Source organism: Tepidiphilus olei, from assembly GCF_006980705.1.
In the GTDB taxonomy this organism is placed as follows: Bacteria; Pseudomonadota; Gammaproteobacteria; order Burkholderiales; family Rhodocyclaceae; genus Tepidiphilus; species Tepidiphilus olei.
Genome location: NZ_SBHO01000003.1, coordinates 57,435 through 80,928 on the forward strand (window position 1 = coordinate 57,435; position 23,494 = coordinate 80,928).

The 23,494-nt window shown below is 68.3% G+C and carries 25 protein-coding genes; 13 read left to right on the forward strand and 12 right to left on the reverse strand.

The window, feature by feature from the left end; translation table 11 throughout:
• Positions 1–11: 11 nt before the first annotated feature.
• The 10 genes from EPD80_RS05025 (at position 12) to EPD80_RS05065 (ending at position 9,572) form a co-directional block, all read left to right on the forward strand.
• Positions 12–770, forward strand: coding sequence for a FadR/GntR family transcriptional regulator (locus EPD80_RS05025; protein ID WP_185957715.1), 759 nt, complete (start codon positions 12–14; stop codon positions 768–770).
• Positions 763–2,253, forward strand: coding sequence for an FAD-linked oxidase C-terminal domain-containing protein (locus EPD80_RS05030; protein ID WP_142809967.1), 1,491 nt, complete (start codon positions 763–765; stop codon positions 2,251–2,253). Before EPD80_RS05025 ends, EPD80_RS05030 begins: the two co-directional genes overlap by 8 nt.
• A gap of 55 nt (positions 2,254–2,308) precedes the next feature.
• On the forward strand, positions 2,309–2,443 hold the full coding sequence (locus EPD80_RS11475) for a hypothetical protein (protein WP_255446500.1): 135 nt from the start codon (positions 2,309–2,311) through the stop codon (positions 2,441–2,443).
• The gene (gene glcE, locus EPD80_RS05035) at positions 2,440–3,504 is read left to right on the forward strand and encodes a glycolate oxidase subunit GlcE (protein WP_142809969.1); all 1,065 of its coding nucleotides are present in this window, start codon (positions 2,440–2,442) and stop codon (positions 3,502–3,504) included. Before EPD80_RS11475 ends, glcE begins: the two co-directional genes overlap by 4 nt.
• A 3-nt stretch (positions 3,505–3,507) precedes the next feature.
• Positions 3,508–4,743 (forward strand): glycolate oxidase subunit GlcF, encoded by a 1,236-nt coding sequence (gene glcF / locus EPD80_RS05040; RefSeq protein ID WP_142804857.1) that lies wholly within the window; start codon positions 3,508–3,510, stop codon positions 4,741–4,743.
• The gene (gene dapF / locus EPD80_RS05045) at positions 4,740–5,597 is read left to right on the forward strand and encodes a diaminopimelate epimerase (protein ID WP_142804858.1); all 858 of its coding nucleotides are present in this window, start codon (positions 4,740–4,742) and stop codon (positions 5,595–5,597) included. Before glcF ends, dapF begins: the two co-directional genes overlap by 4 nt.
• A complete protein-coding gene (locus EPD80_RS05050) occupies positions 5,594–6,226 on the forward strand; it encodes a DUF484 family protein (RefSeq protein ID WP_185957716.1) in 633 nt (210 codons plus the stop codon). Before dapF ends, EPD80_RS05050 begins: the two co-directional genes overlap by 4 nt.
• Before the next feature lie 5 nt (positions 6,227–6,231).
• Positions 6,232–7,128, forward strand: coding sequence for a tyrosine recombinase XerC (locus EPD80_RS05055; protein WP_142809973.1), 897 nt, complete (start codon positions 6,232–6,234; stop codon positions 7,126–7,128).
• 14 nt (positions 7,129–7,142) lie between these two features.
• Positions 7,143–8,333 (forward strand): class I SAM-dependent rRNA methyltransferase, encoded by a 1,191-nt coding sequence (locus EPD80_RS05060; protein WP_142809976.1) that lies wholly within the window; start codon positions 7,143–7,145, stop codon positions 8,331–8,333.
• Positions 8,334–8,465: 132 nt separating this feature from the next.
• Positions 8,466–9,572, forward strand: a complete 1,107-nt coding sequence (locus EPD80_RS05065) for an aromatic ring-hydroxylating oxygenase subunit alpha (protein WP_142809978.1) — start codon at positions 8,466–8,468, stop codon at positions 9,570–9,572.
• Between the two features lie 47 nt (positions 9,573–9,619).
• On the opposite strand, the gene mltA is transcribed toward EPD80_RS05065, so the two are convergent.
• Positions 9,620–10,831: a murein transglycosylase A gene (gene mltA / locus EPD80_RS05070; protein WP_185957717.1), complete on the reverse strand. Its 1,212-nt coding sequence runs from the start codon at positions 10,829–10,831 to the stop codon at positions 9,620–9,622.
• Between the two features lie 237 nt (positions 10,832–11,068).
• Between mltA and EPD80_RS05075 the strand changes: the two genes are divergently transcribed.
• From EPD80_RS05075 to EPD80_RS05085, 3 genes are all read left to right on the forward strand, one after another.
• Positions 11,069–11,659, forward strand: coding sequence for a DsbC family protein (locus EPD80_RS05075; protein WP_142809980.1), 591 nt, complete (start codon positions 11,069–11,071; stop codon positions 11,657–11,659).
• 124 nt (positions 11,660–11,783) lie between these two features.
• Complete coding sequence (locus EPD80_RS05080; protein WP_221928857.1) at positions 11,784–12,683, forward strand: ATP-binding protein; 900 nt, start codon at positions 11,784–11,786, stop codon at positions 12,681–12,683.
• Positions 12,680–13,630, forward strand: a complete 951-nt coding sequence (locus tag EPD80_RS05085; protein ID WP_221928858.1) for a Nudix family hydrolase — start codon at positions 12,680–12,682, stop codon at positions 13,628–13,630. Before EPD80_RS05080 ends, EPD80_RS05085 begins: the two co-directional genes overlap by 4 nt.
• 8 nt (positions 13,631–13,638) lie before the next feature.
• Here EPD80_RS05085 and EPD80_RS05090 read toward each other — a convergent pair whose 3' ends face one another.
• The 11 genes from EPD80_RS05090 to glnA all read right to left on the reverse strand — a co-directional run bounded on the left by EPD80_RS05090 (position 13,639) and on the right by glnA (position 23,460).
• Positions 13,639–13,842 (reverse strand): DNA gyrase inhibitor YacG, encoded by a 204-nt coding sequence (locus EPD80_RS05090; RefSeq protein WP_142804865.1) that lies wholly within the window; start codon positions 13,840–13,842, stop codon positions 13,639–13,641.
• Between the two features lie 12 nt (positions 13,843–13,854).
• Complete coding sequence (gene zapD, locus EPD80_RS05095) at positions 13,855–14,613, reverse strand: cell division protein ZapD (protein WP_142809982.1); 759 nt, start codon at positions 14,611–14,613, stop codon at positions 13,855–13,857.
• Entirely contained in the window at positions 14,610–15,236 is a 627-nt protein-coding gene (gene coaE, locus EPD80_RS05100) for a dephospho-CoA kinase (protein ID WP_185955398.1), read from the reverse strand. Before coaE ends, zapD begins: the two co-directional genes overlap by 4 nt.
• Positions 15,233–16,063 (reverse strand): SPOR domain-containing protein, encoded by an 831-nt coding sequence (locus tag EPD80_RS05105; protein ID WP_142809984.1) that lies wholly within the window; start codon positions 16,061–16,063, stop codon positions 15,233–15,235. The genes coaE and EPD80_RS05105 overlap by 4 nt, the downstream gene beginning before the upstream one ends.
• An 18-nt stretch (positions 16,064–16,081) precedes the next feature.
• Positions 16,082–17,449 (reverse strand): TrpB-like pyridoxal phosphate-dependent enzyme, encoded by a 1,368-nt coding sequence (locus tag EPD80_RS05110; RefSeq protein ID WP_142809986.1) that lies wholly within the window; start codon positions 17,447–17,449, stop codon positions 16,082–16,084.
• A complete protein-coding gene (locus EPD80_RS05115) occupies positions 17,446–18,207 on the reverse strand; it encodes a type III pantothenate kinase (protein ID WP_142809988.1) in 762 nt (253 codons plus the stop codon). Before EPD80_RS05115 ends, EPD80_RS05110 begins: the two co-directional genes overlap by 4 nt.
• A complete protein-coding gene (locus EPD80_RS05120; RefSeq protein WP_142809990.1) occupies positions 18,204–19,007 on the reverse strand; it encodes a biotin--[acetyl-CoA-carboxylase] ligase in 804 nt (267 codons plus the stop codon). The genes EPD80_RS05115 and EPD80_RS05120 overlap by 4 nt, the downstream gene beginning before the upstream one ends.
• 46 nt (positions 19,008–19,053) lie before the next feature.
• Positions 19,054–20,445, reverse strand: a complete 1,392-nt coding sequence (gene ntrC / locus EPD80_RS05125) for a nitrogen regulation protein NR(I) (protein WP_142809992.1) — start codon at positions 20,443–20,445, stop codon at positions 19,054–19,056.
• Positions 20,442–21,491 carry a nitrogen regulation protein NR(II) gene (gene glnL / locus EPD80_RS05130; protein ID WP_142809994.1) on the reverse strand — a complete coding sequence of 350 codons (1,050 nt, stop codon included), beginning with the start codon at positions 21,489–21,491 and terminating at the stop codon, positions 20,442–20,444. The genes ntrC and glnL overlap by 4 nt, the downstream gene beginning before the upstream one ends.
• A gap of 62 nt (positions 21,492–21,553) precedes the next feature.
• A complete protein-coding gene (locus EPD80_RS05135; RefSeq protein ID WP_185957718.1) occupies positions 21,554–21,949 on the reverse strand; it encodes a DUF4124 domain-containing protein in 396 nt (131 codons plus the stop codon).
• A 125-nt stretch (positions 21,950–22,074) separates the two neighbouring features.
• Complete coding sequence (gene glnA, locus EPD80_RS05140) at positions 22,075–23,460, reverse strand: type I glutamate--ammonia ligase (protein WP_142809998.1); 1,386 nt, start codon at positions 23,458–23,460, stop codon at positions 22,075–22,077.
• Between the last annotated feature and the right edge of the window lie 34 nt (positions 23,461–23,494).

Sequence of the window (23,494 nt, forward strand, 5' to 3'; positions counted from 1 at the left end):
CACGAAAAAAAATGATAAGGGAGTGTGAGCGCGTCGCCCATTTGCTCGTTCAGTCCATCTTGGCCGGTCATCATCCACGTGGTGCCCGCTTGCCGTCCGAACATGCCTTGAGCGAACGGTTCGGGGTGAGTAGGGCAGTGGTACGCGAGGCGATCGCTCATCTGAAGGCCGAAGGGGTGGTCATGGCACGTCAGGGCTCCGGCACCTACGTGATCGATCGCCCCGGTCGCAAGGGGTTCCATCTGAAGAACGTCGAGGAGGTTTCCGTCCTCGAAGAACTGCGCCACATCCTCGAGCTGCGCAAGGTGTTCGAAACGGGGGTGGCCGAACTGGCGGCGGTACGGCGCACCGAGACCGATCTGCGCCATCTCGAAGCGGTGGTGACTGCCATGGATCACTGGGCCCAGCAGGCAGCGCACACCCCTACCGAGGGGATGACCGGGGCGCAGTGGGACGACGAATTCCACCTGGCGCTCGCGCGGGCGACGCACAACCCCGAGATCGAGCGCTTCCAGGAATATCTTGGCGTGAAGAACGCCGCGGTCCACCGCGTGCTCTGGGGTGAAGAGGGTAGGGTGCGCGATTGGCCGATCGCGGCCAATGCCGAGCACCGCGATATCCTCGAAGCGGTGCGTGCGGGCGATCCGGCGGCGGCGCGGCGCGCGGCCGAGCGTCACTTGGAAGGAACGGCGGAACGAGTCTCCGAGGTGCTGTGTCCGGCAGGCGAAACCCCTGAAGAACCTTCTTCTTTGGAACCCATCGATGGCTGAGACTGCGCTCCATACTCCTTCTCCCGCCGTCACGCGCGAAGTCTTCGTCGCCGAGTTGCGCCGCCTCCTGCCTGCGGACGGTCTGATCCACGAAGAAGCCGAGCTGCGTGCCTACGAATGCGACGGCTTGTCGGCCTTCCGTGAGTTGCCCTGGGCCGTGGCCCTGCCGCGCACCGAGGAGGAGGTCGTGGCGCTGCTGCAGACGTGCCATCGCCTGCGGGTGCCGGTCGTGCCACGCGGCGCGGGTACGGGCTTGTCGGGCGGGGCGCTGCCGCATCCGCAGGGGCTGGTGCTGTCGCTCGCGCGGCTCAATCGCATCCTCGCCCTCGATCCCTTCGCGCGCACCGCCACGGTGCAGCCGGGGGTGCGCAACCTCGCCATCTCGGAAGCGGCCGCGCCCTACGGACTCTATTACGCGCCGGATCCGTCCTCACAGATCGCCTGCACGCTGGGAGGCAACGTTGCCGAGAATTCCGGCGGTGTGCATTGCCTGAAGTACGGTCTCACGGTGCACAACGTGCTGCGCGTACGCGGCTACACCGCCGCGGGGGAGCCCGTCGTGTTCGGCAGCCTCGCGCCGGATGCGCCGGGCTACGACCTGCTCGCGCTGGCGATCGGCTCGGAGGGAATGCTGGCGGTGGTCACCGAGATCACGGTGAAACTGCTGCCCCGACCGCAGACGGCGCGCTGCATCCTTGCCGCCTTCGACTCGGTGCGCGCCGCCGGCGAGGCGGTGGCCGCGATCATCGCCGAGGGCATCATCCCCGCGGGGCTGGAGATGATGGACCAGGGGGCGACGATCGCCGCGGAGGACTTCGTCCATGCGGGCTATCCGCTCGAGGCCGCGGCGGTGCTGCTGTGCGAGTCCGACGGTACCCCCGAGGAAGTGGAAGAAGAGATCGCGCGCATGGGCGCGGTGCTTGAGCGCTGCGGGGCTACCGAGTGGCGCGTCTCGCGCGACGAGGAGGAGCGGCTGCGCTTCTGGGCCGGACGCAAGGCGGCGTTTCCGGCCGCCGGGCGCGTCTCGCCCGACTACTACTGCATGGATGGGACGATTCCGCGCAAGGCCCTGGGCGAGATGCTGGAGGCGATCGCCGAGATGGAGCGCGAATACGGGCTGCGCTGTCTCAACGTCTTTCACGCGGGTGATGGCAATCTGCACCCCTTGATCCTGTTCGATGCGAACCAGCCCGGCGAATGGGAGCGGGCCGAGGCGTTCGGGGCCGACATCCTGGAGCTTTCGGTGCGGCTCGGCGGTACGGTCACCGGCGAGCACGGCGTGGGCGTAGAAAAGATCAACCAGATGTGCGTGCAATTCTCGCCCGTGGAGCTCGAGGCGTTCTTCCAGGTGAAAGCAGCTTTCGACCCGGCGGGAATCCTGAATCCCGGCAAGGCGATTCCCACGCTGCACCGCTGCGCCGAATACGGCCGGATGCGCGTGTCGCGCGGCAAGCTGCCTTTTGCCGAATTGCCGCGGTTCTGAACGGCGTGATTGCTCGTGAAGCAATCGTCGCAATCAGCAGATGGATTCACAAGCCATGAGCGAGAGGGCCTGGGTGCAGCTGCTATTGGTCGCCATTCCCGTGCTGGGGCTGATCGGTTCCCTGCTGTGGCTGCGCGACGAGGCGCGGCTCGCCGAGCGGCGCCGCAAAAAACGAGAGGAGAAACGATGAATGCGATCGTCGATCGCTTGCGTGAGCAGGTGCTGGCGGCGTGCGGGCGCAGGCGGCTGGAGATCCGCGGCGGGGGCAGCAAATCCTGGTACGGGGCGCCGGATCCGGATGCCGAGCCGCTGGAGGTGGGCCTACTCTCCGGCATCATCCGTTACGAACCCTCGGAATTGGTGCTCACCGCCTATGGCGGCACGCCGCTGAGGGAGGTGGAGGCGCTGCTCGCGCGTCACGGGCAATGGTTGCCCTTCTCTCCGCCGCACTTCGCCGATTCGGCCACGATCGGGGGGGCGGTGGCCGCTGGACTCTCCGGCCCGACCCGCTGGGGACACGGGGCGCTGCGTGACTACGTGCTGGGAGTGCGGGTGCTCGACGGCCAGGGGCGAGTGCTGCGCTTCGGCGGCGAAGTGATGAAGAACGTGGCCGGCTACGACGTCGCGCGGCTCTTTGCCGGTTCGCTCGGCACCCTGGGGGTGATCCTCGAAGTGTCGCTGAAGGTTTTGCCGCTGCCCCCGGCCACCCTCACCCTGCGCTTTGCCTGCAGCCAGGACGAGGCGATCGAACGCCTCAACCGCTGGGCGGGACAGCCGCTTCCCCTGTCGGCGAGCGTGTGGTGGCAAGGGGAAATGACCCTGCGCCTTGCCGGCGCCCGGGCGGCGGTGGAAGCGGCCGCGGCGCGCCTGGGCGGCGAGGTGCTGCCGGAGGCGGCGGCGCAGCGATTCTGGGAGGAAGTGCGCGAGCAGCGCCTGCCCGTCTGGAACCTGCACGAGGGTGAGGTGCTGTGGCGTCTGGCGTTGCCGCCGACCACGCCTGCCTGGGCGGATGCGGAGGATGCGCTCGTCGAATGGGGCGGAGGGCTGCGCTGGCTGCGCCGCCCGGTGGGCGACGATTCCTGGTTCGAACGCGCTCGCGCCGTGGGCGGACATGCCGTGCGCTGGCGCGGCGCCCGGGCCGGTGAGCGCGTGTTCGCGCCGCGCGGCGCCGCCGAGCGCGCCATCGAAGAGCGGCTCAAGGCCGCCTTCGACCCCGACGGCGTGTTCGCGCGTCGCTTGCCCTTGGAGTGAGCGATGCAGACGAATCTGGCCGATTTCATTCGTGACACCCCCGCCGGCCGGGTGGCCGACGTCATTCTGCGCAAGTGCGTACACTGCGGCTTTTGCACCGCCACCTGCCCGACGTATCAGCTGCTCGGGGACGAGCTCGATGGGCCACGCGGGCGCATCTATCTGATCAAAGAGGTGCTCGAGGGCGTGCCGCCCACGCGCGCCATCCAGCAACATCTCGACCGCTGCCTCACCTGCCGCGCCTGCGAGACGACCTGTCCTTCGGGCGTGGAATACGCGCACCTGCTCGACATCGGCCGGCACGAGGTCGATGCGCGCGTGCCGCGGCCGCTCGCCGAACGGGCCAAGCGTTGGGCGCTGGCGCGCGTGCTGCCTGAACGCCAACGCTTCGCCGCGGCGCTGCGGCTCGCCCGTTTGGGCAAAGGGGTGCTGCCGGATTCCCTGGCGGCGAAGATTCCGGCGAAAAAAGAGGCTGGCCCGCGACCGACGGCGCGCCACCCTCGCCGCTGGTGGCGGCTGGAAGGCTGCGTGCAGCCCGAGCTGGAACCGGCGATCGACGCGGCGGCCGAGCGCGTGTTCGACCGGCTGGGCATTTCGCTCGAGGCCGCGCCGGGGGCGGGGTGCTGCGGGGCGATCGAATGGCACCTCGACGAACAGGAACGGGCGCGAGCGCGGGCGCGGCGCAACATCGACGCCTGGTGGCCGGCGATCGAGTCGGGCGAAATCGAGGGCATCCTCATCACCGCCTCCGGCTGTGCGGCGCAGGTGCGCGATTACGGCTTCTGGCTCGCCGAGGATCCAGCCTATGCCGACAAGGCAGCGCAGGTGGCGCAGCGGGCGCACGATGTGAGCGAAGTGCTCGCCGCCGAATCGGCTGCACTCGAAGCGCTGCTGCCGGCGCAGCCGACGCCGCGCGGGGCCGTGGCTTTTCACGCGCCCTGTTCCTTGCAGCACGGTCTGAAGGTGCGCGGCGTGGTCGAGCGGTTGCTCGCGCGCGCGGGCTACACTCTGGTGCCGGTGCGCGATGCCCACTTGTGCTGCGGTTCGGCCGGAACCTACTCGCTGCTGCAGGCGGAATTGGCCGAGGCGCTCAAGCGCAACAAGCTCGCCGCCCTCACCGAACACGCTCCGGCCCGGATCGCCTCGGCCAACATCGGCTGCATCACCCATCTGGCGCACGGCGCGAGCGTGCCGGTGTGCCATTGGATCGAGCTCATCGACGAGGCGTTGAGGGCATGAACCTTCTCCATTTCACCAAGATGCACGGCCTGGGCAACGATTTCGTCGTGATCGACGCGATTCGCCAGCGCTTCACGCCTACGCCGGAACTAGTACGCTGGCTTGCCGACCGCCATTTCGGCATCGGCTGCGACCAGCTCCTGCTGGTGGAGGCGCCCACCCGCCCCGACGCCGATTTCCGCTACCGCATCTTCAACGCCGACGGCGGCGAGGTGGCGCAGTGCGGCAACGGTGCGCGCTGTTTCGCCCGCTTCGTGGTGGAGAAAGGGCTCACCACCAAGCAGCGCCTGCGCGTGGAGACGGCGAGCGGCGTGATCGAACCCGAGCTGCGCGAGGAAGGGGAGGTGGCCGTCGACATGGGCGTGCCGGTGCTCGAACCCGCGCGCATCCCCTTCGTCAGCGACACCGATGCAGTGGTGCAGACGCTCGAAGTCGACGGCAGGCCGGTGGAACTCACGGCAGTCTCCATGGGCAATCCCCACGCGGTGCTGGTGGTGCAGGACGCCGATCGGGCGCCGGTGGCCGAGCTCGGTCCACGAATCGAGCGTCATCCCCGTTTTCCCGAACGCGTCAACGTCGGCTTCATGCAGGTGCTCGCGCCCGACGCGATCCGGCTGCGCGTATTCGAGCGCGGGGCGGGTGAGACGCTCGCCTGCGGCACGGGTGCCTGCGCCGCGGTGGTGGCCGGTACCCTGCGCGGGCTGCTGTGCCCGCCGGTGACGGTACACACGCGCGGCGGGCGGCTGCGCATCGAATGGGCCGGGCCGGGTCGGCCCGTGATCATGATCGGCCCGGCGCGCACCGTGTTCGAAGGAGTGATCGACCTCGACCAACCCTGGGAGCTACCGCGATGAGCTGCTCGCACGACGACGTTCGCCATTATCTGCAGGAACATCCGGACTTCTTCCTGCGCGAGCCGGCGCTGGCGGCCTCCTTGGCCCTGCCGTCCGAAGGGCCGGGGGGGACGGTGTCGCTCGCCCAGCATCAGGCGAGCCTGCTGCGCGGCCAACTCCAGGCGATGGAAGAGAAATTCGCCCAGCTCTTGCAGATCGGGCGGCAGAACGACCAGCTCGCCGAGCGGATGCATCGCCTCGCGCTCGCCCTCATCGGGGCGGAGACGCGGCCGCAGGTGCGCCAGATCCTCACGCGCACTCTCACCGAAGAGTTCGCCGTGCCGACGGTGCGCCTGGGCCTTCCCGGCTGGCTCGCGGCGGAATTGCCCGAGACGCTCGCGGCGTTCGCCCGCACGCTCTCCGAGGTATACGTGGGGTCGCCGCCCCATCCGGCGCTCGCCGCCTGGCTCGGTACCGACGTCGCCTCCTGCGCCGTGCTGCCGCTGCCCGTGCCCGAAGAAGGCGTAGGGCTGCTGGTGCTCGGCAGCCCCGAGCCGCAGCGCTTCTATCCGGCGATGGGAACCGTCTTCCTGCGGCGTATCGGCGAGCTCGCCTCGGCGGCGCTCGCCCGCTGCCGCGAGGTGGTGTGAGCCCCGTGGACGAATCCAGGCTGCCCGAGGCGCTCGAGCGCTACCTCGCCGTGCTCGCTGCCGAGCGGCGTAGCGCCACGGCCACGTTGCGCGCCTACCGGCTGGAGCTCGCGGCGCTTTCCGCGGCAACGGGCGGTGAGCCGCTGCGCGCCGACGCGGCTGCCTTGCGCGCGGCGCTCGCCCGGGCCCACGGGCAGGGTCTGGCGCCGCGCTCGCTCGCCCGGCGCCTCTCATGCTGGCGTGGGTTCTACCGCTGGGCGCTGCGCCAGGGCTGGGTGGCGGTCAATCCCGCCGAGGGGCTGCGCGCGCCGCGCGCGCCGCGCCTCCTGCCCAAGGCGTTGGGCGTAGACGAGACCCAGCGGGTGCTCGATGCCACGCCCGAGGCGGAGCTGGAGGTGCGGGATCGCGCCATGGCCGAGCTCCTCTATGCCACGGGATTGCGGGTGGCCGAGCTCGTTTCGCTCGACCTCGATCCCGCCTGCCTCGATCTCGACCAGGGCTGGGTGAGCGTGACCGGCAAGCGCGGCAAACGCCGGACCGTGCCGCTGGGGCGCACGGCCATCGCGGCGATTCGCCAGTGGCTTTCCGTGCGCGCCGGGTTGGCGGCGCCGGGCGAGAAAGCGCTCTTCGTGAGCCGCGAGGGCAGGCGCCTCTCGCCGCAAGGGGTGGGGAGCCGCCTGGTGCGCTGGGGGCGCAAGCACGGCGTGGAGGGGAATCTCCATCCGCACCGGCTGCGCCACAGTTTCGCGAGCCACCTGCTGCAATCCTCGGGTGACCTGCGCGCGGTGCAGGAGCTCCTGGGGCACGCCTCGATCGCCAGCACCCAGGTCTACACTCGACTCGATTTCCAACATCTGGCACACATCTACGACGCGGCCCATCCGCGGGCCAAACGCAAATAGACTGGACTCTGCCCATGGCGACCTTGATCCTCAAACCCGGGCGGGAGCGCTCGCTCATGCGGCGCCATCCCTGGATTTTCGACAGCAGCGTCGAGCGCATCGACGGACCGGTGAAAAACGGCGACACCGTGCTCGTGGCGCGGCACGACGGCACGCCGCTCGCGCGCGCCGGGGTGTCGCTCGCCTCGCGCATCCGCGCGCGGGTGTGGCACTTCGCGCCGGATTCGCCCGTCGACCATGCGTTCTTCCGCCGCCGCATCGCGCAGGCGATCGCCCGGCGTCTGGCGCATCCCCAGTTGCGCGGACAGCAGGGACTGCGGCTCGTGCACGGCGAGGCCGACGGTTTGCCCGGCGTCATCGTCGATCGCTTCGGCGCGGTGGCGGTGCTGCAGCTCACCTTTGCCGGCGCCGAGCGCTGGCGGGAGGCCATCGTCGATGCCCTCCGGCGCGCCTTGCCGGAGCTGGAAGCACTCTACGAGCGCTCGGATTCCGGGGTGCGCCGGCTCGAAGGGCTGGAGCCGCGCACGGGTCTCGTCTTCGGAACCTTGCCCGAGACGGTGGTGATCGAAGAGTACGGCGTGCGTCTGCTCGTCGACGTGGTGCAGGGGCACAAGACGGGGTTCTACCTCGACCAGCGCGAGAACCGGCGGCTCGCCGGGCAGCTCGCCGACGGGGCGCGGGTGCTCAACGCCTTTTGCTATAGCGGCGGATTTTCGCTCCACGCGCTCGCGGGCGGCGCGCGCGAGGTCTGCTCGATCGACTCGAGCGGCCCGGCGCTGGAACTCGCACGGCGCAACCTCGCCCTCGATCCCGCGCTACCGGCGGATCGGGCGCGCTGGTTCGAGGCCGACGTCTTCACCCTGCTGCGCGAGTGGGAGCGCGACGGCGAGCGCTTCGACCTCGTCATCCTCGATCCGCCCAAGTTCGCCCCCTCGGCGGCCCACGTGCCGCAGGCGCGGCGGGCGTATCGCGACGTCAACCTCCATGGCATGCGCCTGGTCGCCTCCGGCGGGCTTCTGATGACGTTTTCCTGCTCCGGCGGCATCGGCACGGAGGAATTCCGCGAGATCGTCGCCGACTGCGCCGCCAAGAACGGGCGCGACGCGCAGGTGCTCGCCCGCCTGCAAGCCGGGCCGGATCATCCCGTGGGGCTGGCGGTGCCCGAGAGCGAATATCTCAAAGGGCTGCTCGTGCGACTGGAATGAATCCGGTCGGGGGCGAGGTCGAAGATTTTTTCGTTCGATCAACCCCTTGCATTCGTTTCGTGGTACCATCCCGCGCTCTTTCGGCGACCTCGGCGTCGAGGTCGGGTCCTTTCGTCCATGGAGGGTTCGATCATGTCGGAGATGGGTTCTGGGGTCCGTCTGCAGCCGGCGGCGCTGCAATTCCCGGTGTTGTGGTATTTCGACGAGGCGCTGTTTCGCCGCGAGCTGGAGATCTTCTTCCGCCAGGGGCCGGGTTATGTCGGGCACGAGGCGATGGTGCCGGAGCCCGGCTCCTACCGCTCGCTCGAGTGGTTCGACCACGCCAAGGCGCTGGTGCGCGACGCCCAGGGGCCAGCGCTGCTGTCCAACGTCTGCCGCCACCGGCAAGCCATCATGCTGCAGGGAGAGGGGAAGACCGAGCACGTCGTCTGCCCCTTGCACCGCTGGACCTACGATCTCACGGGGCGGCTGGTGGGTGCGCCGCATTTCTCCGAGACGCCCTGCCTCAACCTGCAGCGCGAGGCGCTCGAATCGTGGAACGGGCTCCTCTTTCGCGGGCCGCGTTCGGCGGCGGCCGATCTCGCCGGCATGGAGCTCGCCCGCTGGTTCGACTTCTCCGGCTACAAACTCGACCGGGTCGTGCGCCACGACTGCCACTACAACTGGAAGACCTTCGTCGAGGTGTATCTCGAGGATTACCACGTCGTGCCCTTCCATCCGGGGCTGGGCAATTTCGTCGATTGCAGCGCACTCGAGTGGCAGTTCGGCGAATGGTACTCGGTGCAGCGCGTGGGCATCACGGCGCTCGACAAGCCGGGCACGCCGGTCTATGCGCGCTGGCACAAGGCGGTACTGGATTATCATCAAGGGAAACTGCCCGAGCACGGCGCGATCTGGATGCTGTACTATCCCAACGTGATGGTGGAGTGGTATCCCAATACCTTGGTGGTGAGCACCCTGTGGCCGGTGTCGGTGAGCGAGACGATCAACGTGGTGGAATTCTATTATCCCGAAGAGATCGTCGAGTTCGAGCGCGACTACGTCGAGGCGCAGCAGGCGGCCTACATGGAGACGGCGATCGAGGACGACGAGATCGCCGAGCGCATGGACCGCGGCCGCAAGGCGCTCCTGGCCGAGGGTAGGGACGAGGTCGGGCCTTATCAGGAGCCGTTCGAAGTGGGGATGCCGCATTTCCACGCGTTCTATCGCCGGCTGATGGGGCTGGAGGGCGGCTGCTGAGGAAGTGCCGCGACCCGTTTCCCTCGAGGCGCCTGCGGGCGCCTTTTTCATTGCCTGGCTGCGGGTGGGTCGGCATCGGCCGGCCACAGCAGCCACAGGGCGACTTCGTCGCGCCGCCGCCCGGCGCGCTCGCCGGCTTCCTGGCCGCTGCCTTCATAGACGTCCACACGCAACGGTCCTTGGATGGCGCCTCCCGTGTCCTGCGCCAGCATCAGCCGGGACAAGGGGTGCCTGCCCGAGACCACGGCATAGAGCGGCGCACCCAAGGGCAGGAGCGCCGGATCGACCGCGAGGCTGCGCTGCGGCGTGAGCGGTACGCCCAGGGTGCCGATGGGGCCGGGGCCGTCGGGGGGCAATTCGCGGAAGAAGACATAGGCCGGATTGGCGTCGAGTAGCGCCTGACGCTGCTCGGGGTGGCGTTCGAGCCAGCGCCGGATGCCCTGCGTCGAGGCTTCTGGCAGAGTGAGTTCGCCGGCGTCGATGAGCAGACGCCCGATGGAACGGTAAGGGTGTCCGTTGTGATCGGCATAGCCGATGCGCACGGTCGAACCGTCGGTCAGACGCAGCAGGCCGGAGCCTTGGATCTGCAGGAAAAAGAAATCGAGCTCGTCGGCCGCCCAGAAGAGTATCGGGGCGGGCAGCCTCTCGCCCAGGGCACGGATCTCGGCGCGGCTGTAATAGGGGACGAGCCGATTGCCTTCCAGCCGGCCCTTGAGGCGTAGGTGCTTCGTCGCGGGCACGATTTCACCCAGATCCACGGTGACGAGATCGGCAGGCGGCCCGAGGATGGGGGTACGATGACGGGCATCCGGTGTGCGGCTCGCGGCGATCAGCGGCTCGTAATAGCCGGTGGCGAGCCCCGTGTCGCGGGTGCCGCCATCGGGTAGCACTGCCACGAGCTGCCAGGGGCGCAGGCGTCGTTCGAGGAATCGGCGCAGCACCGCGTCCTCGCGCGGCTGTTCGCGTGCCTCGCGGCAGACGGCCTGCCAGGCGGGTTCGATCGCCTCGAGGCGGGGGCAACCGGCGAGGAAAGCCTCCCACGCCTCGCTGGGGCGATCCTCGTGCCAGCCCGGCAGATCGCTCCAAGCGCGAGCCTCGGCGCGTAGAGCGGGCGCTGGCGCGCGTGGGGGAGCGGGTTGGGTCGTAGCCGGCGGGCAGACACAGGGTTCGGGCGGTGTGGGGGATTCCTGCCTGGTACAGGCGGCGAGGGAGAGCAGGAGTGCGAGCAGCAGGCAGGGGCGTGTGGCCAGTGGCGTCATGGGCGATCGGGCGCGAGAGGTCGTGCGCCGAGTATACTCGGACACCGCGTAACCGTGGCGAGCGGGGGCTGGACCAGGCGCCCGGAGTGCGCAATGCCAGACCCATCAACCGGATAGGCGAGCATCCGGGCCTCGTGCACTGCCGCCATGCCGTCGCCGCGCAGTAGGTCATTCGCAGCGCCTACTCGTCGATCATGGTGACCTGCCCGATGGCAGAATCTTTGGGGGAGGGGGACGATGCATCAGCCGAGCAGGAAAATTGTGCCGCCGTTGGTGCTGGCTTGGGTGTTGGCCTTGGTTCTGACGGGGTGGATCGAGGCGCACGCGGGGGATGAACCGTGGTCCGATCTGGACGAGGGCAGGCGCGACGGTATGGACGTCGGTCGCGTGGATTTTGCCCGCTTGCCGTTCGATCGGGCGATCGCGCTGGTGTATGGGACGGGCTCGCGGACGATCGTTTCGTTCGTAGATCCCAACTGCAGCTACTGCAAGGAATCGATGCGCGAACTCGATGCGCTCGGGGACGTAACGGTCTACGTCTTTCTCTACCCCATTCTGGGCGAGGATTCACGAGAAAAATCCGAACGGATCTGGTGCGCGCCGGATCGGGCGCGGGCATGGCGGGCGTGGATGCTCGAAGGCCGGTTGCCTGCCCCGGCGGCTTGCGATGCGAGTGCGATCGAAGAAAACCTCCGCCTGGGGCGAGAACTGGGGATCTCTTGGGTGCCGACGATCATTTTGCCCTCGGGAAAGCGCATTTCGGGGTTGATCCGTGCCGACGATCTCGGCGATCTGTTGAGCGGGGAAGCATCGGGGCTTCGTCGTTGACGACACCCTGAGCTCCGGGTGTGGGGTTCCATGAGCGTGCGCGACGGCTTTCGCGGCGCCCTCGAGACACGACGCGGGTATACTCGGGGCCCTTGGTCGCGATGCTCGCTGGAGTGGGGAGACGATGGAAACGATGAACGTGCAAGGACTGGTGGCCGCGATCGAGCGCCTGGCCTCGGTGTTGGAGGCTCGGGCGGCCAGTCAGGAAACGGCGCGGGTGTGCTGGCCGGAAGAAGAGGGTTTGGCCTACTGGTATCGGCGGGTGGGCGGGCGCAGCATGTTGCAGCCGGTGCGGCGGCCGCATCGTTTGCGCCTCGACGATCTCAAGGACATCGAGCCGCAGAAAGTGCGCGTGGTGCGCAATACCGAGCAGTTCCTCGCCGGACGCCCGGCGAACAACGTGCTGCTTACGGGGGCGCGGGGCACGGGGAAGTCTTCCCTGGTGAAGGCGCTGCTCACCGAGTACGCCGATCGGGGGCTGCGACTGGTGGAAATGGAAAAGAGCGATCTGGTCGATCTGCCCGACGTGCTCGCCTGCCTCGAGACGCGGCCCGAGCGCTTCATCGTCTTCATCGACGATCTCTCGTTCGAGGAGGGCGAGCCGGCCTATAAGATGCTCAAGAGCGTGCTCGACGGTTCGGTGTGGGCGCAGCCGGACAACGTGCTCCTCTACGCGACCTCCAACCGGCGGCATCTGATGCCGGAGTTCTTCCACGAGAACGAGGGGACGCGCCACGTCGGCGAGGAGGTACATCCGGCCGAGGCGGTGGAGGAAAAAATCTCGCTCTCCGAGCGTTTCGGCCTGTGGGTGTCGTTCTACCCCTTTTCGCAGGAGGAATATCTCACCATCGTCGCGCATTGGCTGCGTTCGTTCGGCGTCGGTGAGGCCGAGATCGAGGCGGCGCGCGCCGAGGCGTTGCAATGGGCGATCGAGCGCGGCTCGCGTTCCGGCCGGGTGGCCTGGCAGTTCGCGCGAGATTGGGCGGGGCGACATGGCTTGCCGCGCAAGGAGCCTCGAGGGTGAAACGCGTGGAAGTGGCCGCGGCGGTGCTGCGGCGCGACGACGGCGCCGTGCTGCTGGGGCAACGGGCAGAGGGAACGTTCTGCCCCGGCTACTGGGAATTTCCCGGCGGCAAGGTGGAGCCGGGCGAGACGCCGGCGCAGGCGCTGGTGCGGGAGTTGGCCGAAGAGCTGGAGATCGCCGTGGCGCCCGAAGACGTGCTGCCGTGGGTGGTGCGCGAGCATGCCTATGCGCACGCGCACGTGCGGCTGCATTTCTTTCGCATCGTGCGCTGGTCGGGCGAGCCTCGGGCGCGGATCCATGCGGCGCTCGCCTGGGCGCGGCCGCCGGCGATGACGGTCGCGCCCCTGTTGCCCGCCAACGGTCCGGTGTGGAAGTTCCTCGCCCTGCCGGAGCGGATGTTGGTGAGCGGCGTGGCGGCGATGCTCGAAGCGGGGGAGCCGCTCGCCGGGGCGCTCGAACGGCAGGAAGAGGCGCTCGTGCGTGCACGTGCCCTGGGGTCGGTGCTCGTGCAGGTGCGCGAGCCGGCGGCGCTCGCCGAAGTTCTGGTACGACGGCTGCGTCCCCATCTGGGGCCGGAAGATCTCCTGGTGCTCAATGGCGAGGTCGATGCCGCCCGGGCGCTGGGCACGGGGTTGCATCTGTCGCAGCGGCGCTTGGAATCGCTTTTCCGGCGACCCGATCTGCCCTGGGTCGGAGCCTCCGTGCATGAGGCGTCCGCCTTGCGTCGCGCCGAGGCTTTGGCGCTGGATTATGCGGTCTTGGGGCCGGTACGACCGACCCGCTCGCATCCGGGCACGGCGGCGCTCGGTTGGCAGGGGTTCGAGGAAATCGCGCGCGGTGCGGCGATCCCGGTCTATGCCATCGGCGGGTTGGGACCGGCGGATCTGGAGGATGCGCGCCGTGCCGGCGCGCACGGCGTGGCGGGGATCCGTGCCTGGTGGAGCTAGCTAGCCGTCTATTGCGATTCGCCGCCGGATGCGGAGGGCGTGTCCCCGCCCGAGGCCAGGCGATAGCGTTCGTCGGCCCAGGCGCCGAGATCGATGAGTTTGCAGCGCTCGGAGCAGAATGGGCGCCAGCGCGATTCCGGCGTCCAGGGCACCGGTTTGCCGCAGGTGGGGCAGGAGACGAGGCGCGGAGTCTTCGCAACGGTGTCGTTCATGGCGTATCCCTTTCACAGGCGGCACAGTTCGAGCACGAAGGGGACGTCGAGTTCCAACGGTTGCGTGGAGGGGCGCAGATCGCTGCGGGGGGGGCCGAATCTCAGACTGATGAGGTACTTGTTGGCCGACATTGTGGGGATGACTTGCAGAGCGGGGTCGACATGGACGCGAGCGAGCAAGCAGTAGGTCCCTTTGAGTTCGCGCTGGTATGCGCCGCGAGGGGCGATGGCCTCGAAGCGTTCGGCATTGCCGCGCAAGAGGCCCAGCACGAGCTCGACGCCCTCGCGAATCGGCTGCAGCGCAGCGGTCCAGCGTTCGAGCGATGCCGTACGCAATTCAGGGGGCTGTTCCAGCCAGAAATGGTAGGCGGGGGCATCGAAGACGCACAGGCCGCCGGGGACGTGGGCGCGTGAGCGCAGCGCCATCAGCCATTCGTTTTCGCGCAGGTAGTGATCCACCCGTCCGACCATGTCGAGCAGGGCGGTGCGGGTTCGTTCGATACGCGCCACGAGGGTGGCCAGGCGTTCGGCGTCGACCCGCTCGCTGGGTAGGGCGAGCAGGGCGGCGCGCTGGCGATCGAGTTCCTGCATCAGGTCGAGCTTGAGGTCGGTGCGTCCGGCGATGTCGGCGAGTTCAAAGAGAGTAACGATCGCGGCGTGGTGGTCGTACCGGTGTGTGCTGTCGAGAAAATGTTGCCACCGCCGCCACACGTCCTCGAGGCGCAGCAAGGTGCGGATGCGTTCGCTGAAGGGGAATTCGAAGAGAATCATGGCGGCGCGTGCCGGGCGAGTTCGCGGTAGAGGCGGTCGAGCGCTTCGACCTGGGCGTGGAGCTGGGCGAGATCGCCTCCGTTGTCGAGAATGTCGTCGGCGGCGGCGAGCCGCTCGGCCCGGCTCGCCTGCTGCGCCATGATGCGGCGGATCAGGTCTTCATCCAGGCCGCTGCGCGCGCGTACCCGCGCGATTTGGATTTCCTCGGGGCAGTCGACCACGGCGATGCGTTGGCAGCGGCGGCGGTAGTCTTCGCCCGCTTCGATGAGTAGGGGCACCACCAGCACGACGTAGGGTGCCTCGGTGGCGGCACGGCAGCGCGCATCGGATTCCTGGCGAATCAGGGGGTGCAGGATGGCTTCCAGCCGACGTTTCACCTCGGGGTCGGAGAAGGCGAGCGTGCGCATCTGGGCGCGATCGAGCGCCCCGGCAGGGGTGAGGATGTCGGGACCGAAGGCGGCGACGAGCGCCGGGATCGCCGCGCCGCCAGGTGCGGTGAGTTCGTGCGCGATCGCGTCGGTGTCGACCACGGCGGCACCGAGCCGGGCGAAGTGCTCGGCGGCGGCGCTCTTGCCGCTGCCGATGCCGCCGGTCAGGCCGATGATGAAGGGGGGATGGCTCATGGGGGGCAGGTGTCGATGGCGATCTGGGGAAAACGGGCTCGGATGCGCTGGCGCAGGTCGGCGATGGCATCTTGGGGGCCGAGGTAGGTGAGGTCGTGGACGGTAGTGCGGTGCTCCACGATCTGGGCATCCTCGACTTTTTTCGCCCGCAGTTCCGCGATCCGCTTCTCGGCGCTGTCGCGGGAGCGGAAGAGCCCGAGCGAAATGCCCCATTGCAACGGACCAGGGTCTCGGATCACGAAATAATCTTCGACCCCGGCTAGACGCAATTGTTCGAGCCGACGATTCGCGGCTGCCGCGCCTCCTTGGGGGGGAAGAAGCACGCGCCAAGCCGTGGTTTTTGTATTGGTTCGCTCTTGGATTTGGATGCCGGTCAGCCCGCGTGATACGTCCTTGAGCGCCGGCAGCCGATCGGGATCGACCCCGGTGAGCTGCAGGCAATCCGGAGGGGGAGCCAGGCTCGGAGTCATGGCCGGTCGTTCTGTCCCCGAGGTGCCCGAGCCGGGTGCAGCAGAGGCAGGTGGAGTCTCGATGCGCGGTGTGCCGGCAAGGAGGAGCGGGTCGTTGGCTGTGGGGGGGGTGGATTCCGGCTCGGTGGCGGTGTGCGCGACCAAGGGCTGCGCCGCTTTGGGATCGTGTGCTTCGACCGATGGGGGAGCGGGAGCCTCCGGCCCCGCTGCCGTTTCGAGTATCCTCAGGCGTTCGGGGCGCAGGGGGTGCTCGCCGGCTGCGCGTGCCGCTTCGGGAGAAGGTCGCGGCAGCAGCCCCGCGGTCATCGCCAGCAGGAGCGCGTTGACGAGCAGGAGCAGCGCGATCAGAAGGCGCATCGCCTCGGTGTCTCCCTCTCAGCCCACGCTCGGCAAAGCGCGTAGCGCCTCGGCCAGAAGCTCATCGGGCAGGGTGTAATCTTCGAGCTCGCCGCGCAGGTAGCGCTCGTAGGCGCTCATGTCGAAGTGTCCGTGTCCCGTGAGGTTGAAGAGCAGCACCTTGGCTTCGCCCGTTTCCTTGCAGTGCAGGGCTTCGTCGATCACGGCGCGGATGGCGTGACAGGATTCCGGTGCGGGGATGATGCCCTCGGCGCGGGCGAACTGGATGCCGGCCTCGAACGTGGCCCGCTGCGGCACGGCGAGCGCCTCGACCTGACCCTCATGCACGAGCTGCGACACCAAAGGGGAGGCACCATGGTAGCGCAGCCCGCCGGCGTGGATGCCCGGCGGCACGAAGTCGTGTCCCAGGGTGTACATCCGCATCAAGGGGGTGAAGCCGGAGGCATCCCCGTAATCGTAGGCGTAGGTCCCCTTGGTGAGGGTGGGACAGGATTCGGGCTCCACCGCCACGCAGCGCAACTCCGCGGCGCGTCGTTCGCCGGCGAACTTGTCGGCGAGGAAGGGGAAGGCGATGCCGCCGAAGCTCGAGCCGCCGCCGCAGGGACCGAAGATCACGTCGGGATAGAGCCCGATTTTCTCGAACTGCTTTTTCGCTTCCAGTCCGATGAGGCTCTGGTGCAGCAGGACGTGGTTGAGCACCGAACCGAGGGTGTAGTTGGTGTCGGGGCGGGAGGCGGCTTCTTCGACGGCTTCCGAAATGGCGATGCCCAACGAGCCCGGATGATCCGGCTCGGTGGCCAGGATGCGGCGGCCGGTTTCGGTGAGCGGCGACGGGCTGGCGTGCACTTCCGCACCCCAGGTTTCCATCAGCACGCGGCGCTGAGGTTTTTGCTGGTAGCTCACGCGCACCATGTAGACGCGCACCTCCAGCCCGAACATCTGGCCAGCGAAGGCGATCGAAGAGCCCCATTGACCGGCACCGGTCTCGGTGGTGAGCCGTTTGATGCCGACCTGGCGGTTGTAATAAGCTTGGGGCACGGCGGAATTGGGCTTGTGCGAACCGGCTGGGGAAACGCCTTCGTACTTGAAGAAAATCTTGGCCGGCGTGCCCAGGCGCCGCTCCAGGCGTACGGCGCGCATGAGCGGCGAGGGGCGCCAGATGGCATAGGTTTCGCGCACCGCGTCGGGGATGGCGATCCAGCGCTCGCGGCTCATCTCCTGCTCGAGGATGGGCTCGGGAAAGATCGCGGCCATCGCCGAGGGATCGACCGGTTTGCCATCCGGCCCGAGCGGAGGTGCCGGCGGGGTGGAGAGATCGGCGGCGATGTTGTACCAATGCGTCGGAATCTCGTACTCTTCGAGGAGGACCCGGGTTGGTTCGCTCATGGGGTGTGCTCTCGTGCGTCATGGGAGGGATTGGGACGGGCGCTGGCAGCGGCGACCACGGCCAGGCCCCGCAGGACGAGATTATCCACCGTCCGGGCCGGAATGGCCAGATGCCCGGCGATGATGTCGGCGTCGCCACCCGAGAGCAGGGCCATGGCACCGCAGGCAGGCCCCTCCATGACCCGATAGTAATGTTCGATGGCCCCGACCTGGGCGAGCAGGCAGCCGCTGGCGATGGCGTCGTGCGTGTTCGTCGGCGGCAGGCGGACGTCGCCGGTGGCAAAGGGCAGGCGGGCAGTGGCGTGTGCCAGGCTCGCGCGCATGGTCGTGAGCCCAGGCAGGATCAACCCACCTCGAAAGAATCCGTCGGCGTCGAGCCAGTCCACCGTGGTGGCCGTGCCGCAGCAGACGACGAGCGCTGCGCCCCGGTGCAGGTGGTGCGCGGCGATGAGCGCGGCCCAACGGTCGGCGCCGAGCCGCTCGGGCTCGTCGTAGCCGTTCGTGACGCCGCAGGACTGCGCCTGCGCCACGAGCCAATGGATCGAACCGAGCTGTCGCTCGAGTTCGCGGGCGAGGCGATCGTGGGCGACATTCACCCCGAAGCACCGGATCGTGGCGGGTAGCCGCGCGCGCATCGCGGCGACCCACGTCGCGATGTCCTCGTGGCGGCAGGCGCCGGTCTCGCGCCAGGTATCCCCGTCGAGCAGGGCCCATTTGAGCCGCGTGTTGCCCAGGTCGAGGAGCAGCGTGGGATTCATGCGAGAGGACGCAGCGAGACGTCGCCGACGCAGCAGGCGATGCGCCCGGCCGCGGTGTCGAGCAGCAGGCGACCCGTGTCGTCGACGCCGGCGGCTATCCCGACGGTTTCGCGCTCGCCGTCGCGCACGGCCACCGCAAGCCCCCGGTAGGCGTCGAGTGCGTTCCACTGTTCCTGCCAGGGAGCGAAGCCGTGGCCGGCGAGATAGGCCGCGCGGACGGCATCGAGCCGTTCGAGGAGGGTCGCAAGGAGTGCATCCCGCGGCGGTAAAGGGGAGAGGTGTCGCGCGAGCGCGGTGGCGGGTATTCCGCCGTCGGGGTGGAAGTCCGGCGGCAGGTCGAGGTTGAGCCCCACGCCGACGACGACGCGGATCGGCGCCGCGCTGCGGCTCTGCGCCTCGATGAGTACACCGCCCACCTTGGCGCCGGCAACGAGAAGGTCGTTGGGCCACTTGAGCCCCACGCCGGACACGCCCAGCGCGTGCAAGGCTTGGGCGAGCGCCACGCCGACGGCGAGCGGCAGCGCGGCGAGCGAGGTGCCCGGAGGAAAGGCGAAGAGGCAGGAGAAGGTGAGACTCGCGTCGGGCCAGGATTGCCAGGCGCGCGCCTGGCGTCCCCGCCCTTGGGTCTGTCGGTCGGTACCCACGACGGTGAGCGAGCCGGGATCGGGCAGAGGCAGGCGCATCGCCTCGTCGTTGGTCGAGGCGCATTCGGCAAGCCAATGAAGGTCGAGCCGCCGGGCGAGCGATTCGGGTAAGCGCCGGTGCACGGCCGCCGGATCGACAGGGGGAGAAACGGACATTGGGGTGTCGCAGCCAGGGTGCGAAGCGGTTATTGTACGGCAGGCATCAGCGCTTGAGCTTGCGCGTGAGCGTGTTGCGACCCACGCCGAGCCGAGCGGCGGCTTCTGCTCGGCGCTGGCCGGTGTGGGCGAGTGCCCGCTCGAAGAGGACGCGTTCGAAACGCGCGTGCAGCTCATCGTAGAGGGCGCTGCGGCCGGTGGCAAGCAGGCGGTCGACTTCCTTGGCGAGCAAGTGTTCCCAGGCCGGGGATGCGGAGGAAGGTTCGGTGGTGCCGGCAGGTTCCACGGGGGCGCGCACTTCCGGCGGCAGATCGTGCGGTTCGATGCGCTGCGCCGGGGTCATGACGGTGAGCCAATGGCAGAGGTTCTCGAGCTGGCGCACGTTGCCGGGAAAGGGGTAGCGTACGAGCGCCTCCAAGGCGGCCGGCGAGAGCGTCTTGCGCTCCACCCCCAGTTCGCGCGCGCTCTTCGTCAGGAAGTGGCGGGCGAGGAGCGGGATGTCCTCGGCGCGCTCGCGCAGCGGCGGCAGGCGCAGCCGGATGACGTTGAGGCGGTGATAGAGGTCTTCGCGAAAGAGCCCCTCGCGCACGCGGGCTTCCAGGTCCTGGTGCGTGGCGGTGATGATGCGCACGTTGGCACGCAGCGGCTGCTGTCCACCGATGCGGTAGTAGTGCCCGTCGGAGAGCACGCGCAGCAGCCGGGTTTGGAGGTCTGCGGGCATGTCGCCGATCTCATCGAGAAAGAGCGTGCCACCCTCGGCCTGCTCGAAGCGGCCGCGGCGGGCGGCGGCGGCGCCGGTGAAGGCGCCTTTCTCGTGGCCGAAGAGCTCGGCTTCGAGCAGTTCGCGTGGGATCGCCGCGGTGTTGATGGCAACGAACGGGCCGTCGCGCCGCGGGCTGTGACGGTGGAGCGCCCGGGCGACGAGTTCCTTGCCGGTGCCGGATTCGCCGGTGATGAGCACGGTGACGCTGGAGTGTGACAGCCGTCCGATGGCGCGAAAGACTTCCTGCATCGCCGGGGCTTGCCCCAGGATCTCGGGGGTGGCGTCCGGCTCGTCCTGGGCCACTGCGCCGGGCCGCGCCTCCAGCGCCCGACGCACCAGGCGCACGGCCTCGGGTACGTCGAAGGGTTTGGGCAGGTACTCGAAGGCGCCGGCCTGGAAAGCGCTCACGGCGCTGTCGAGATCCGAATAGGCAGTCATCACGATCACCGGCGTGCCGGGGGCGCGCTCGTGCAGCTGCCGCACGAAGGCGAGCCCGTCGGTGCCGGGCATGCGGATGTCGGTGAGTACCACGGCCGGCCTCTCCCGCGCGAGCGCCTCCAGCGCCGCCTCGGCACGCTCGAAGCCGCGGTGGGGCAGGTTCTCACGCTCGAGCGCGCGTTCGAGCACCCAGCGGATGGATTTGTCGTCGTCGAGGATCCAGATGGCGTCGTTCATGTCGGGCTCCCGGCAGTGAGCGGCAGCAGGAGGTGGAAACGCGTGCGCCCGGGGCGGCTGTCGAACTCGATGGCACCGTGGTGTTGGGCGACGATGTCCTGGGCGATCGCCAGGCCCAACCCCGCACCGCCCTCGCGCCCGCTCACCAGCGGATAGAAGATGCGCTCGCGCAGCGCTTCGGGGATGCCGGGACCGTCGTCGGCGATCTCGACATGAGCCGCGAGGCGGTAGCGCCGCTTGGCGAGCGTCACCTGGCGCGCGGCCCGGGTACGCAGTTCCACCTTGCCCTTGCCCTCGGTGGCCTGGGCGGCGTTGCGTGCGATGTTGAGGATCGCCTGCAGCAGGCGCTCGCGGTCGGCGGTGAGCTCCGGCAGGCTCGCGTCGTAGTCACGCTCCACCCTCAAGGAGGGGAATTCGGCGAGCAGCAGCCGACGCACGTGTTCCAGGATCTCGTGGACGTTGACCGGCGCCGGACGCGGTGCCTGGTGCGCGGCGAGAAGCCCCGTGAGCAGGCGTTGCAGGCGGTCGGTCTCGAGGATGATGACTTCGGTATACTCCGCGAGCGCCGGATCGGGTAGTTCCATCTGCAGCAGTTGCGCCGCGCCGCGAATGCCCCCCAAGGGGTTCTTGATCTCGTGGGCGAGCGCACGCACGAGTTCCCTCGCGGCCTGCTGCAGACGCAGGCGCTCTTCTTCCTGGGTCGTCTTGAGGCGTTGGTCGATGGGGCGGAATTCGAGCACGAAGCCTTCGCCGTCGTCCTGGATGGGGCTCACCGTGACGTCGGTCACCAGAGTCTGCCCGGAAGGCAGGTGCAGGCTGAGCCCGTGGCAGGTGTAGAACCAGCGGTTGCGTTCGGCCTCGTCGAGAGCGGTGCGCAAGGTGGGCGAGGCACCGAAGATCTCTTCCCAGGGGCGACCGGCGAGGCGTTCACGGGCGAGTCCGAAGAGGTGTTCGGCCGCGGCATTGGCCGTTTGCAATCGCCGCTCGGGAGAGGCGAGGACGACGGCGGTGGAGAGCCAGTCGAGGGCGGTGAGATCGGGCGGCATGGCGGTGCCTGGAGAGAAGACGGAAAAAATTTAGCAAGAACGGTGCCAAGTGAGCTGAAGACTCAGCGCAAACGCTGGAGTTCGCGCTCGATTGCTTCGAGGTTTCGCCGCTGGCGTTCGGCTTGGGACTGTAGCTCGGGGAGGAGATCGGGGGCAGCAGACTGCAGTGCGCGCTGGGTCTGTTGCAGGCGCTGGTGCTCGGCGGCTTTCTCCTCTTCGAGGATGCGGCGGCGCAGGTCGTCGCGCTGGCGCTGTTCGCCGGGGCTCACGCGGGGAAAACTCGAGGGAGAGGCGGCAGCGGGGGCGGAGTGGGCGGGCCTCGAGTCGAGATAGGGGAGGTCTCGCAGGGCTTCGCAGTGCATCCCTTTGGTGCTGGTACGATCGTTGGTGTAGGTGACGCGTCCGTCGCCGTCGGTGCATTTCCACAACGTGGCCGAGGCAGCCGGTGCGAACAGCACGCCCAGGCTCGAGAGGGCAATGAAAAAGAGGCGGGATGGGAATCCGTTCATGCAGCAAGTATAAAGGAAAAAGGGCGACCCTCGGCCGCCCTTTCGTATCGTTTCCCTCGGGAAGGGAAAATTGCTCAGAGGCTGTAGTAGAGCTCGAATTCGAGCGGATGGGTGGTCATGCGCAGGCGCTGCACTTCCTCGTTCTTCAGCTCGATGTAGGCATCGATGAAGTCGTTGGAGAACACGCCGCCGCGGGTGAGGAATTCACGGTCGGCGTCGAGCGCTTCCAGCGCCTGGTCGAGGCTGTGGCACACGGTCGGGATCTTGGCGTCCTCTTCCGGCGGCAGGTCGTAGAGGTTCTTGTCGGCCGGATCGCCCGGGTGGATCTTGTTCTGCACGCCATCGAGCCCGGCCATCATCAGCGCGGCGAAGGCGAGATAGGGGTTGGCGAGCGGATCGGGGAAGCGGGCTTCGATGCGCCGTGCCTTGGGATTGGCCACGTAGGGGATGCGGATCGAGGCCGAGCGGTTGCGCGCGGAGTAGGCGAGTTTGGTCGGGGCCTCGAAGTGCGGCACCAGGCGCTTGTAGGAGTTGGTGCCGGGGTTGGTGATGGCATTCAAGGCGCGGGCGTGCTTGATGATGCCGCCGATGTAATAGAGCGCGAATTCGGACAACCCCGCGTAGCCGTTGCCGGCGAAGAGGTTTTGGCCCGCTTTCCAGATGGACTGGTGGACGTGCATGCCCGAGCCGTTGTCGCCGACGATGGGCTTGGGCATGAAAGTGGCCGTCTTGCCGTACTGGTGCGCCACGTTGTGCACCACGTATTTGAGCGCCTGCGTCCAATCGGCGCGGCGCGTGAGGGTGTTGAATTTGGTGCCGATCTCGCACTGGCCGGCGTTGGCCACTTCGTGGTGATGCACTTCGACCGGCACGCCGATCGATTCGAGGGCGAGCACCATGGCAGAGCGGATGTCGTGCAGGCTATCGACCGGGGGGACGGGGAAATAGCCGCCCTTGACGCGCGGACGGTGGCCGGTGCCTTCCCAGGAGGCTTCGCCGGAAGTGATTTTGACCGAGCAGCCGGACATGTCGACCGACCATTCGACCGAGTCGAAGATGAAGAATTCGGGTTCGGGGCCGAAATAAACCGTGTCACCCAATCCCGTCGATTTCAGATAGGCTTCGGCGCGCTTGGCGATCGAGCGGGGGTCACGGTCGTAGCCTTTGCCGTCGGCCGGCTCGACCACGTCGCAGGTGATGACCACCGTGGGTTCTTCATAGAAAGGGTCGACGTAGGCGGTTTCCGGGTCGGGGACGAGCAGCATGTCGGAGGCCTGGATGCCTTTCCAGCCGGCGATCGAGGAGCCGTCGAAGGCGTGGCCGCGCTCGAAGATTTCTTCGTCGAAGGCCGACACCGGTACCGTGACGTGGTGCTCTTTGCCGAGGATGTCGGTGAAACGGTAGTCCACGAAACGGGCTTCGCTTTCGTGGATGAGCTTGAGGACGTCTTGTGCATTCATCGGGTCGACTCCGGGTCAGGAAAAAATGAATGAG

Bases quoted from the DNA above. Each gene is read 5' to 3' on its own strand.
- EPD80_RS05025 (WP_185957715.1), top strand. From the start codon at position 12: ATGATAAGGGAGTGTGAGCGCGTCGCCCATTTGCTCGTTCAGTCCATC.
- EPD80_RS05030 (WP_142809967.1), top strand. From the start codon at position 763: ATGGCTGAGACTGCGCTCCATACTCCTTCTCCCGCCGTCACGCGCGAA.
- EPD80_RS11475 (WP_255446500.1), top strand. From the start codon at position 2,309: ATGAGCGAGAGGGCCTGGGTGCAGCTGCTATTGGTCGCCATTCCCGTG.
- glcE (WP_142809969.1), top strand. From the start codon at position 2,440: ATGAATGCGATCGTCGATCGCTTGCGTGAGCAGGTGCTGGCGGCGTGC.
- glcF (WP_142804857.1), top strand. From the start codon at position 3,508: ATGCAGACGAATCTGGCCGATTTCATTCGTGACACCCCCGCCGGCCGG.
- dapF (WP_142804858.1), top strand. From the start codon at position 4,740: ATGAACCTTCTCCATTTCACCAAGATGCACGGCCTGGGCAACGATTTC.
- EPD80_RS05050 (WP_185957716.1), top strand. From the start codon at position 5,594: ATGAGCTGCTCGCACGACGACGTTCGCCATTATCTGCAGGAACATCCG.
- EPD80_RS05060 (WP_142809976.1), top strand. From the start codon at position 7,143: ATGGCGACCTTGATCCTCAAACCCGGGCGGGAGCGCTCGCTCATGCGG.
- EPD80_RS05065 (WP_142809978.1), top strand. From the start codon at position 8,466: ATGTCGGAGATGGGTTCTGGGGTCCGTCTGCAGCCGGCGGCGCTGCAA.
- mltA (WP_185957717.1), bottom strand. From the start codon at position 10,831: ATGACGCCACTGGCCACACGCCCCTGCCTGCTGCTCGCACTCCTGCTC.
- EPD80_RS05075 (WP_142809980.1), top strand. From the start codon at position 11,069: ATGCATCAGCCGAGCAGGAAAATTGTGCCGCCGTTGGTGCTGGCTTGG.
- EPD80_RS05080 (WP_221928857.1), top strand. From the start codon at position 11,784: ATGGAAACGATGAACGTGCAAGGACTGGTGGCCGCGATCGAGCGCCTG.
- EPD80_RS05090 (WP_142804865.1), bottom strand. From the start codon at position 13,842: ATGAACGACACCGTTGCGAAGACTCCGCGCCTCGTCTCCTGCCCCACC.
- zapD (WP_142809982.1), bottom strand. From the start codon at position 14,613: ATGATTCTCTTCGAATTCCCCTTCAGCGAACGCATCCGCACCTTGCTG.
- coaE (WP_185955398.1), bottom strand. From the start codon at position 15,236: ATGAGCCATCCCCCCTTCATCATCGGCCTGACCGGCGGCATCGGCAGC.
- EPD80_RS05105 (WP_142809984.1), bottom strand. From the start codon at position 16,063: ATGCGCCTTCTGATCGCGCTGCTCCTGCTCGTCAACGCGCTCCTGCTG.
- EPD80_RS05110 (WP_142809986.1), bottom strand. From the start codon at position 17,449: ATGAGCGAACCAACCCGGGTCCTCCTCGAAGAGTACGAGATTCCGACG.
- EPD80_RS05115 (WP_142809988.1), bottom strand. From the start codon at position 18,207: ATGAATCCCACGCTGCTCCTCGACCTGGGCAACACGCGGCTCAAATGG.
- EPD80_RS05120 (WP_142809990.1), bottom strand. From the start codon at position 19,007: ATGTCCGTTTCTCCCCCTGTCGATCCGGCGGCCGTGCACCGGCGCTTA.
- ntrC (WP_142809992.1), bottom strand. From the start codon at position 20,445: ATGAACGACGCCATCTGGATCCTCGACGACGACAAATCCATCCGCTGG.
- glnL (WP_142809994.1), bottom strand. From the start codon at position 21,491: ATGCCGCCCGATCTCACCGCCCTCGACTGGCTCTCCACCGCCGTCGTC.
- glnA (WP_142809998.1), bottom strand. From the start codon at position 23,460: ATGAATGCACAAGACGTCCTCAAGCTCATCCACGAAAGCGAAGCCCGT.